The organism is Wolbachia endosymbiont (group B) of Lycaena phlaeas, from assembly GCF_947251875.1.
In the GTDB taxonomy this organism is placed as follows: domain Bacteria; phylum Pseudomonadota; class Alphaproteobacteria; order Rickettsiales; family Anaplasmataceae; genus Wolbachia.
This window is the reverse complement of the sequence record NZ_OX366392.1, coordinates 239,721-251,593: the sequence shown is the minus strand read 5'-3', so window position 1 is coordinate 251,593 and position 11,873 is coordinate 239,721. Positions and strand designations below refer to the sequence as shown.

Genomic DNA, 11,873 nt, shown 5'->3' with positions numbered 1-11,873 from the left:
TTATATATTCTTCTTTAAATTCTCTTCTACAAAATCCCAATTGATCAAATGATCAAGAAAAACTTTTATGTAGTCAATTCTGCGATTTTGGCAATCCAAATAGTATGCATGCTCCCATACATCCATAGTAAGTAGTGGCACCTGGCCATAAATTAGCGGTAGATCCGCATTTGGAGTTTTAGTGATTTTGAGTTTTCCTTTTTCAAGCACTAACCACACCCATCCACTGCCAAATTGGCTTACTCCATAATTTGAAAATTCTTCACAAAATTTGTCAAAGCCACCAATATCATCTTGAATTTTTTTTGCTAGAAGACCATCATCTTTAGGCTCACCACCACCATTTTTTTTCATTGAATTCCAATAAAAAGTGTGATTCCAAACTTGTGCTGCATTATTAAAAATAGGAACTGTATTATTATTTCCATGAACTTTCGTTACTAATTCCTCAATTTCCATATGTTGATAATCTGTGTTTTCAACCAGTTCGTTGAGTTTATTTAAATATCCCTTATGGTGCTTATCATAATGAAAATCTAATGTCTTTACAGATATATAAGGCTCTAAAGCTGCTTTATCATATGGCAACTCAGGTAAAGTAAAACTCATGCTGACCTCTTTATTTTCGATGGTATGTTAATATGTGCTTTTGCGCAACACATAATTTGTAAGATGTTTATTGCAGTTATTCTAAAATGAACTATACTGACAAGGTAATTATTTTTTATTTTTAGAGGGGTAATATGTCAAGTTCATATAGTAATTTTAAGAAATATGTTAAATTCGGAGATGTTCCTACCAAAAGCGTTCGAGGTAACGAAGTTCCACAAAATAGTTTCTATAAGTCCGTTTATTATATTAATAGTGTTATTGAGCCAGTGAAAAATGTAGCTTTTGGTAGTTTGAGGTGTCATTCTCTGACTTATCTTACTACTTATACATTAGCTAATATAGCCCTACAACCTTTATATCTAGCATTGGCGTATCTATCATATTGGCCGGCAAAAGGGTTAGCGAAAGTAACAGATGGTTGTGATCTTAAGTACAGTACAAAATCGTTGATAGATTATTCATCCATGTTGTCAGGTAAGGCACGTGTCCATAGTAGTGCATTAGCTCAGTTTGTTAACACAGTTTTGAGTTATGTTGTTAGTGCTGTTATTTGGGCTGCTGCGCTCGTTGTTACGCCACTCGTTTGGACTATTGATAAAGTAGCAAGTAAGTTTAGTGATGCAAACGCTGAAGGTGTTGGTAGTCCTTCTTTGTCAAAATAGATAGCCTACCAAGTGCATGTGAAACCATTGTATCTGTGTGGCAAAATAAAGTAGACGAGATAAAGACACCTATAGAAGCAAGAGGATGTCATGCAAGTAGCTGACACTGGCATCCCGATACAATGTTGAACACTTTTTTTTGCCTTTCGAGAGTAAGTTCTTTCAATCGAAACACTATATGTACGTTATCATCGTCAATTTCAATGCGTTGAACTAACTTTCTTATTATATCAAGTTTAGTTTCATAGTCTGCTTGATTAAGCTCTCTCAGAGGAAAAACTTTCTACACTGTTTGTGATAAAATCTAATTCTCTCTGTAGACTCTTTTCATCGATAGCTTCTTCCCTTTGATCTCTGATTCCTTTAACTCCTTTTCCATGCTCTCAACTTCTAAGTCATACTTTTCCTTCGTTATATGACCCCTTGCATATACATAAGCTAATTTTTCTATACCTTGTTCTATTTTACTTGCACGCTTTTCAAGTTAATCCTTTGCTTGCGTACTTTCATGTTTTACGAGTCTGAGCTGATATTCCTTAGTCATTGCCTCTGGTTCTTTGAGTACCATCTTCATTTCTTTCCATACTGCTTCTTCTAGTATATCAACTCGTATTGATTTGCTGTTACACACCCTATTCCCACCAAAACGAATTGATTTTTTCTTTCAGTCCTCGGAAAAATCTTACTTAGCTTAGCTATAGATGTTTACAAAAGAAATTCAAGTGAGTGAAGAAAGAAAAATTATTTTTGCAATACCGTAGGTACGCTCCACAATTATATTGAAGTTTTTATTGCACTCAAAACCTTCATTTTTCCTCATTTCTAGAATTATTAACGCATCATCATTTAACCAGCCTGAGTGAGCTAACTCGTCTAAAGTTGAGTTAACCAGATTGATATTATAAGGTGGGTCCATAAAAACTATATCGCACTTTGAAATAGGTCTTGGTAATCCGTTAGCATTGCAACAAATTAACGTGATATCGTTCGTAATTCCAAAATCTTCTGCTGTTTTTTTAGGCAGTTGCAAATTGTAATAATCTGAATCTACCATGAATGCATGTTTAGCACCTCGAGAAAGTGCTTCAAATGAAAAAGAGCCACTTCCGCAGAATAAATCAAGTACATTTAGGTTATAAATAGGTTTTCTTGAAGAAAGTATACTAAATATTGCTTCTCGGACACTACTCATAGTGGGCCGTGCAGCTAAATTCTTGCCTGTAGTTATTTTTCTTCCACGATATTTACCCGCAATAACACGTAACATATAAAACAAGTTCGAAGTTAACTAATTATTTATAATACACATTTAATGTCAACATAGCTTCAGCAGTCTAATAGAAAGAAGGTTGCTTGTGGAGGAACGCAAGATCAATCGCTTTTCTTTGATTTATTCTCTATACTGATTGCACGACCAATCTCGTCTTGTAAATCATCATGGTTGTTTTTTTCATCATGACCCATCCCTTCAATTCTACTTTCTAACTCTAACTTAATTAAAGTATTGATTTTCTCTATACTATCGAGGAAATTGTGATACTCTTCATCACTATATTCCTCACCAGATGCTTTTTTTTCTATAAATAGATTTTTGAACCCTATTAGATCAGAACTCTGATCGGCATTCAACACAATATTTCTCTCTATAAAACTAAGATCTGATAGTAACAAACTAACCTCTAATAGATCTTCACTTTCAATGTTTGCAAGATTATCAAGATCGTCTAAAATAGAGAACATCTTAAGCTCCTTCTGTGCAATTTCTTTGTCTTCTTTGTCAAATTCTGACGATAGCCCTTTATCATCTATAAGTCTCTCATTCAGAGCTTTATTTAGCTTTGAAAGACTAACATCACCTTGCTTAGTGCTATCTAGTAACAAATCTACCCTCGCTCTGCGCGCATTTAAAACATCATTGTAATCGTTTAACTTGATATTACCATCTTCGTCTTGCTGAAGACCATAATAACTTAGCCCTTTGAAATTACGATTCTTCATCATTCTCTATGTTCTCATTCCTTTCATTATCTTGACGCTCTCTATCTTCTCCGGCACGTATAGCTTCTGTAGTGTTTTTTAGGGTTTCTGGTTCCGTACCTAATTTTCGATTTGATTGATTAGGCTTATTTTCTTTTGATGATTCATCTTCTTCTGGTTCTCTCTTGCGGCCAATAGTGTAGTCATGAAGCTTCTCAAGAAATTCCCGTCTATATGTTTTTGCTCTATAGAGTAGATTATGCTGGTAACCATCCTTTTCTCCTGTAGCAGGGTTAATTCCTATAGAGTCGAGACCATGTTCCCAAGTAAACTTCATAGCATCTTCTATTGTATAGCCCAAATGTGATCCTACATATCCTTTATAATATTCTAAATATTTATCAATTCTTCTATGTGCAATATCTTCTTTATCAATTCCAAACGCCCTGTAGATTTTTTCCTCAAGCTTATCAACATCATTTTTAGGTGATGTTGCAAATTTTGTTGCTTCAATAGTAGCACCTACAAGCTTACGTGGCACATTAATAGCATATTTCAGCACACCCCCAACTCCTGGTATTCTACCTAGCAAATTAGCTGTACCTCCAGCTAATCTGTCCGGTACATGAGTAGCCCAATTACCTAAAGACTCTAGCCCTCCACCAATTTTATCTTGCATCTGTTGTTTTAATCCCTGCATTAAACCAGTCACAGGTGATGCTTGATACATACTAGATATATTGTAAACACCAAACCCACCACCGGCAATGCTTGAGCCCATCTGTTGTACAAACTCCTTCAAAGAAAACATCAAAAACGAAAGCAAGAACAATACAAAGATCTCTCCTGCGTTGATTAAATAACCTCTCTGTATGTCTTGCACCCTTTGGTAATCACTATTTTCTTTATAATTTTTGCAATCCTCACAATCTTTACATTTCTGACAGTATTCACTGTTGGGATCCTTATATAAATCATGAAGTTTCAGTATTCTACAACCTTGTTTTTTTATCGCACTCCGCACTAAAGATCTTATTTCATTAATTATTTCCCTATAACTATTGCATTTATTTATATCTTGACAGTAGCGTTTTATTATTTCACTAACATCACCTATCCTTTTCTCTATATTGTTGATCAGTAATATAATGTCAGCCCTCTCTGATGCATGAGATAAACTATTTGTTAAGCGTACTAGATCTTTTGCACTACAGCCATTACTAACTATCATATCACTTTCCGCAATATAGTGGTCTGCTGGATTATCTTTAGTTCCAGGAATTGGATTAAAGAAAGGATAATCTATATAACGAAAACCTTTATTAATGTAATCTGGTGGAAGAGGGATATATCCAGCGCCACCAGTAAACTTTACTGTACCACCTATTCTGCTTAGTTTTTCTATACCTTCTATATTCTTATCTACGTTCAATGTAGAAGCCTCTCCAATAGCATAAGGTACAAAAATTTGCCCTGGAGTCCAGCTAAAGTATTCTTTATCAATTATACAAAAACCACCAAATACCCATTTTGGAGCACATAACTTTATTTCAAGCCATTTATTATAGCACACAGTAAAGCCTAACTGTTTATAAAAGGTATTCATTATCATCGCAGCAAGTAATGACAGCAGGGTAAATATCATAATTGATTGCAAACAGAAACTAATACAGAATTTTATCCAACCCTCAAATAGACTTTTCAGTGGTGAAAATAAAATAGAGATTAGGAATAGCGGCATTATAGCTACAAGAAAAGCTATACCCATAAAACCAGAAAGGAATATTATGTAAGCATACATACACAGCAGGAAATATAAGACAATCCCTATAAAAATTGCCGGTATCATAAGGAGACTTGCCCACATTTGATAATGTAAAAATGCTGCAAACTTTTTCCAAACAGAGTAAGCAAAAAACTTATTAAACATATCCTCCATGAAGCTAAACAATTTAGCTTCATTTCCTTGAGCAACGTTTGAATTACCTCCGGTGTTCATGTTGGGAGCAAAATTAGTAATTATGCTTATCAATTGTTCAAGACCTTTAACAAATAAAACAAGAAAATGATCATAGAAAAATCTAAAACTTCCAGGAGATATAAGCACTATTACTAGAGTGATTTTCATCATTCTGATGAGCATATCATGCTTAGTTTCTCTTATCATTCCAAAAAGATAAAGAAGCGATGAAATCACTATAAATAGAACAAGCAAGGAAAGAACAAAATTGTGAAAGCTCGTACTTTTTTCAGCTATATTTTCGAACATCGCCTGTGCAGCTGCAGGATCATTGCTATCAAAATGCTTTTTACAATTTTCGTTAATCAATAATACACATTTTAGATAGTTATAAATGTAATCAAAAAATCCAAAGTTACTTGGTTTCTGCACTCCGCTCAAAAATTCAAAAGAGTAGCCACCTGCATTATCTAGATAATATCTATCTAATATCTTTACATATATTTTCCATCCTTTTTCTAACCTCACCGTATTACAACTCCTGTCCTGTAATGTGGTGTTATCTCTGTCTAAAGTAAAAAGCCCACTTCCATCTTCCGCTACGGAATTGTAACCTAGATGTACAGTAGGAGACTCAGGGTTACGCATGGATTTTAAATTTTCGTTAGGACTAGAATCGCTAGGCCTTTTAAATAAAAGATAAGCACCATGGCCGTTAGTAAACCAACATGGAGCACCACGTGATACTGTATTTGCGCTATCATCTTCATTAATGCACTTGCACTTTACAGTGCAACTTTCTTTAGGCTTACTTGAAAATTTTTGTATGCTAGGTTTATAATCATTACAAACTAAGTGAAAGTCAGGCAGACTGTTGTCACCTTTCCCTCTTTCAAATTTGGTTGCATATTTTAACTGCTCCAAACTTTCCAAACTATAACTACTTTGAGATTTCTTCTTATTACTATTGCTCCAAGATGTCCATGCACCATTTACTCGTACTACTAAACTATCTCCATTGGTTTCAAGGCCGGTATCCTTCCACTTCACTACTTGATTAGGGTGAAAACCATAATTGATTTCTCCGGTTTCAGGATCAATAGGTTCTCCACTTTCACCTTCTGGAAAAAACGCATCATGACCGATTGGAAAATGAGCACCAATTGCAATGGGTTCAGGACCAAAATAATCAGCAGATATACATCTTGGAAAAGGCATATCATTCTTACTACAACCTGTAACCAGAACACAGATTACCAAAATTAATAACCTAAACCAACATTTGCCTAAGCGTGATTGCATACCTAAACTTTTTCCAATACAGAATAAATTTCTAAAACCTTACTTCAAATATCTTTTTAATTAGTTACTCCATATATCTCATCAATCTTCCTTGACTTGTCCTTTTGTTTTATCAGAATCCTTTTGCTTATCTGGCTGGCTTAGTGTTTCAGATTTGCTCATTTCTTTGCCAGAACTCCCTTTTTCATCTGCTTGCTTTGGTGTATCAGGCAATTTAGCTTCAATTTTGCTACGATCTTTACTCATTCCCTGCTTGATGTTATGTATCATATTTTGGGTTCTATCATCAAGGCCAACAGTTGACAGCATAGCTTGTGATGCGCTCCTAGAAATATGACTAACACTTTGAGCAACTCCATAACCAGAGCTGAACAACGCCTGCGCCATAGTTTCTGATATAGAAACAAAAGCTTCCATTGCACTAGCAATGATGAGATATATAAATGCCTGGATTAGATCTATAGGTAATGCTGCAAAGTGCCCACCAGCCCTTTCTCCAGTACTGAGCGCAACATCAACACTAGTACCAGGACTATACCCAAGAGGTAATATTGATTTCATAAGACACAGATCATACGATAAAAAATTTACACTAATTAAGCATTGATAGCATGCAGAAAAATTTGTGAGGTTGTATAGAACTGAATACATTAACTGGTTTAAAAGAGACAAGGATGAAAATAAAATGACTGGTTGCAATGAAACATGAGCCAGCGTTTTTATCCAATTATCAAATAATGTTTTAGTTTGTTGAAATAGAATAAATACGATAAATAAAGGTGCCAATGACAATAAAAATGCCACTAAAACAGTAGATATTACATACTTAAACGTAGCACTAATAATGCATCTTAAAAACACAAAAGTAGCATAAAGTATTGCCAAAAATGCAATAAAGCCAAAAGGTCCTGATAGCATTAAAGATAAAAATTTCAGCCATGTTTCTCCTGTAAATAATACTCCGGCTGTTAAATCTAAGAATGCAAATTTTTTACCTCCTTCTCCTATATAGCCAGAAAAACTATCAACTAAATAAATGCTACCCTCAACAAAAAGCCCAGACAAAGTTGTACCAAAGAATTCCCAACTTCTATCACTAAAAGCAAAAGCTATAAATGCTATTTTGAATATTCTTATAATAAAATCGAATTTACTTAATTGTATTGTTCCAAGCATATAGCCAACAACAGTAAATATAACGTATAGAATAAGCAAAGCTCTTATTCCTTGTAGAAGCCCCTTTCTATATCCTTCATATGGAATTTTAATTCCGTCTTCACTCCCGTCTGTTATGAAATCAAAAATCTTGTTTACAGTTGATGAAATAAAATCGTTTATTTTTCTTTTTAAAAATAAATTTACTGTGTATTTGTTATCTTCATAATATTTGCTATCTTTGTCCGTAATATCATCTTTCTCTACGTTTTCTACATTAATACCAAAATATATTTTCTTAGACTCTTCATTTACCAAATGACTTCCATCTATTATGTAATAGTCTACATTATCCTCTGTTATTTTATCCAACCTCTTTACTTTTTTGAAATCATTAGTCTTTCGAGCAGATGGATCCCTTGGCGGATTATCACCTAAGTACACATACAATTTTTTACCACCATCAAAGTTACATGATCTAGTTACTTCAACATGATATCCACCTCTATGAAGTTGGTAGTTGCCATTACTTGCTATAGCAAGCATCACACTACTACCAGGTGTTATACCTTTTATTTTATAATCATGATTTAATCTCAGAGAGTAATCTTCAAATTTATAATTAATCTGTGAACATACATTATCTCCTTTCGCACCTTTCTCATTTGGAAAACATTGAATACCTTTAGCAGTATCCTGATCATCAAAATCGCCAATTTTTGCAACAAGAGCTTCGGCCCAAGAAATATCTCCTCTGTCCTCTTTGAAGTTTAATTTAGAATTTGATATTAAATTAATGTCAATCTGCTTAGAATCCCTCTTATTTTCTTCAATCTTTTTTAGTTCATCCTCAATACGTTTAAGGTGAGAATACATGTCACATGTATTTCCTTTATCATACTTCTCATACCTTATAGAAGAGACGCAATTCTCCCCTATACCTTTTGCGTTGTAACATATATTCTGATAGTAACAATTAAGTTCATAAGAACTGTATTTGTTCAGCTCATTAAAATCACACCTTTTCCCATTACATAATTCATTCAGTCCTATTTTAGTTCGTCGTAGATCTAACAACGCACCATTTATCCATGAATTTTGAATATAATCCTTATTAAAATGTACCTTATTATCATATGGAGTGTAGCCATTGCCAACTAGCACTCTTCTTTTATTCATTTCTTCTTTATTCAGCGGCGGAAATTCTACTACAGTTCTTTTACCACTTTCTCCACAAAAGAACTTTCCTCCGTTTAGCATGTCTCTTATTGTAGCTCTATCTTTTTCATCCCCTTTTTCAGTTCTATAGCAATTATCATCAAAACTGATACCTTTTCCTTGTGGATTGTCATAATCAATCGTTATCTCTCTGGGAACTAAGCTAAAGCTTAACTTATCACCAGGATTTGCTTTAATTCCAGTATCTACATAACGTCTATTGCTATAGAATTCATTATTTCCAAAGCCTATATCCCCACATATTTCTCGTTCATCAAGACTAGCATTATCAGTTAACTTATTACTGTAATTTGGTATTAAATCATTAGCACAAAATACAGCGGGCACAAGTACTCTCTTTGGATTTTTCCCTTCTTTAAGAGGACAAAAATTTACTGACCCACCAAGAGTAAATTTGATTTTCTCATCCTTGCTAATTACTTGACCAGAATCAACCCAATGAATTTTAACTCCTTCGCCAGCTTCACGAACTGGAACATCTATACTGACACTAGTATTTCTGCTCTGCAGCCCAGGTTCAACACAATCCATTGTGCAGCCAGTAATTACAAGACATAGTATCAATAATAATGATTTTCTGCTCATCATTGATTTCCTGTGTTTGTCGGTATTTTAGGTGCTGATCTTTGAGCTGATTGTGGTATTTGAGGTCTTCGACTTGGTGTACCAGATTGCTGACCTGCTCTTCTTTGGATACTTTGTTCATCTAAACCTACTGTTCCCATTAAGCTTTGCTGATATTGCCTTCCTGGTTCGCTTGCCACATAAACACCAAACAACGAATCAGATATTGTTGAAGATGCCTCAACTAAAGCTTTCATAGCATGTCCCAAAATCACAAAAGCCATCATAGCGGTGATATTAGGTGCATGTTTGGAAGCATAACCATAAATAATACAAGGATTAAAAATCTTTAAGTTAAGATTAAGTATACATGTAGGACAGACCTCAAAATTAAAGACCGAATACACAATATAATCCATAACCTGGCTTATTAATGATATAAAAATTAAAAGCACTACCGGATGAATTGCAAATCTTGCTAAATTTTTGACCCAATTGTGAAACATCTGTCTAGTATATCCAAATAGAAGGCAAATAATAAAAAGAGGCGCCAAGGAAAGCAATAATGCAACTATTGCTATAGATGTGATAAAAGAAAATAAGGCGTTAAACATCGATAAGCTCACTGTTATCAAACCCCAAATCACCAAGCAAAACGATACAATACCCAAAGGACCGGAGAATATAAGAGATACTATTAGTAACACTGAGTGTGCTGATAAAAACCTATTGAGCGGTAAATCAAGAAATTCAAAAACATTTGATGTTGTACCTCTGAAATTTGCTATTTCTATTAACTGTTTTGGAGCATTAACAAAAATAGAAAATGCATTGTTATAAAAAAAACTCCAACTGTTATCGTTCAGCAATTGGGTAATAACTCCTATCTTTACACATATAATTAAAAATTCATATATAGAAGCATGAGACAATCCAAAAAAGTAATAAAGGGTGTATAAAACTATATATAATACTAATAACGACACTATTGTAGATCTGATGGTATTTGTTCTATTTGATGCTACAAAACTTTGATAAAGAGACTTCACAGGGCTAGTATCAGAGTGAATCGCGTTAGTGTCTTTGTAGCTAGAACCGAAAAATGCAGTTTTTACTTTTTCATCAAAAAAATTATATATCGCACTAAAAGTTCTTACAGGTGGCTCTTTAGTTGTAAGATTAATACTAAACTGACCCTCATTTTTCTTATAATCACAGCCATGATCTCTTATTCCGTAATATATAGTGCCACTCTTGTCTTTTAGCTTTTCTTTTAATCTTTCCATATACTCAGTATTATGAACTTCACTGATATCCACAGGTATATCCCCCAGAATTTCACCAGGATTGTGCTCAGGAAACTTATCAGAAACATGTATATATAAGTTGTTTTTTAGACTATGGTTCTTCGTTACTCTTATATTGAAACCACCCTTGCCCTTACCATCACCTAAACTAAAAGTTAACTCTGGTTTTGGATGGTTACGATCTATCTTATGATCACAGTTAATACATATACCGCCTCCTGGAATGTGTTCAAATTCCTCATTATCCATGTGAACACGTAATAGTGTAATGTCAGTTTTTACCCGTTTTTCCTTTAATACGTTATCAATAATTTCAGCAATAACAGATTCACCTCTAGAATTTAAAGTATTGAATATCTCACCTTCTATACTATTGTATTCAATATATACGCAACCTTTTTCTCCGCTGCCGAAAGAAAATTTACATATACGTCCACAGAGTAAATTTAAAATGCGCGTATCTATCTTACTTGCACTGCTCTCTGAAAGCTTGCTACAGTCTACATTTTCCCCTTGCTGTTTTATAGAGTCGATGACATTTCTAATTTCCTCTCTTTCACTTTGATCTAATTCTGAAGACCAGTACTCTTTTCCATTTAACCATTGTGCATTGCCTATTTCATATTTATTAGGACATATTTCACCTTGACACTTCTCTTGATTTAAAACATGTGAAAAATACTCCTTTTCCCCTTCACTGCAATTTTCGTCAATTTTTTTGCAGGTGACCATGCCATTATTGTTTTTACACATTTTACTTCCAACAACACTAAAGCTTATCGCATCGCCAGCTTTAAGCGCAAACGGTAATGTAACGTTTCTTACTCCAGGTTCAATTGCAAAATCTTTATATTGCGAACAAAAATTAACCTTATTAGGTACTATATTAATCTCTGTTACTTTTATTTTATCCGAAATATAGACTCCAGAATCAACCCATTTCTGCTCTGTTGACACTATATCCAATTTCTCACGCAAGCCTGATGAATCTTCTGGCTTAATACACCCGCACCCAGATAATAAAAAGAGTATCACAAAACTTATGCATAGCTTAACCAAATTTTGGTTGCTCAAATGTTCAAACATCTGTTACTC

Annotated in this window: 8 protein-coding genes; 1 reads left to right on the top strand and 7 read right to left on the bottom strand. The window is 34.1% G+C overall.

The genetic code is table 11. From position 1 onward, the window contains the following. Positions 1 to 609, bottom strand: a complete 609-nt coding sequence (locus tag OPR37_RS01140) for a superoxide dismutase (RefSeq protein WP_010402419.1) — start codon at positions 607 to 609, stop codon at positions 1 to 3. Positions 610 to 743: 134 nt separating this feature from the next. On the opposite strand from OPR37_RS01140, the gene OPR37_RS01135 reads away from it, so the two are divergent. After that, the gene (locus OPR37_RS01135) at positions 744 to 1,274 is read left to right on the top strand and encodes a hypothetical protein (protein ID WP_052264790.1); all 531 of its coding nucleotides are present in this window, start codon (positions 744 to 746) and stop codon (positions 1,272 to 1,274) included. 484 nt (positions 1,275 to 1,758) lie between these two features. Here the strand turns inward: OPR37_RS01135 and OPR37_RS01130 are convergent, their stop codons facing one another. The 6 genes from OPR37_RS01130 to OPR37_RS01105 form a co-directional block, all read right to left on the bottom strand. Further along, positions 1,759 to 1,905: a hypothetical protein gene (locus OPR37_RS01130; RefSeq protein ID WP_164819305.1), complete on the bottom strand. Its 147-nt coding sequence runs from the start codon at positions 1,903 to 1,905 to the stop codon at positions 1,759 to 1,761. Between the two features lie 87 nt (positions 1,906 to 1,992). Further along, complete coding sequence (gene rsmD, locus OPR37_RS01125; protein ID WP_019236665.1) at positions 1,993 to 2,541, bottom strand: 16S rRNA (guanine(966)-N(2))-methyltransferase RsmD; 549 nt, start codon at positions 2,539 to 2,541, stop codon at positions 1,993 to 1,995. Positions 2,542 to 2,645: 104 nt separating this feature from the next. After that, the gene (locus OPR37_RS01120; protein ID WP_012481862.1) at positions 2,646 to 3,275 is read right to left on the bottom strand and encodes a WD_0853 family protein; all 630 of its coding nucleotides are present in this window, start codon (positions 3,273 to 3,275) and stop codon (positions 2,646 to 2,648) included. Then, positions 3,259 to 6,513, bottom strand: coding sequence for a TrbL/VirB6 family protein (locus OPR37_RS01115; RefSeq protein WP_214303239.1), 3,255 nt, complete (start codon positions 6,511 to 6,513; stop codon positions 3,259 to 3,261). The genes OPR37_RS01120 and OPR37_RS01115 overlap by 17 nt, the downstream gene beginning before the upstream one ends. An 81-nt stretch (positions 6,514 to 6,594) precedes the next feature. After that, a complete protein-coding gene (locus tag OPR37_RS01110) occupies positions 6,595 to 9,495 on the bottom strand; it encodes a TrbL/VirB6 family protein (RefSeq protein WP_264684947.1) in 2,901 nt (966 codons plus the stop codon). Continuing rightward, positions 9,492 to 11,864, bottom strand: a complete 2,373-nt coding sequence (locus OPR37_RS01105; protein WP_052264801.1) for a TrbL/VirB6 family protein — start codon at positions 11,862 to 11,864, stop codon at positions 9,492 to 9,494. Before OPR37_RS01105 ends, OPR37_RS01110 begins: the two co-directional genes overlap by 4 nt. Positions 11,865 to 11,873: the final 9 nt, after the last annotated feature.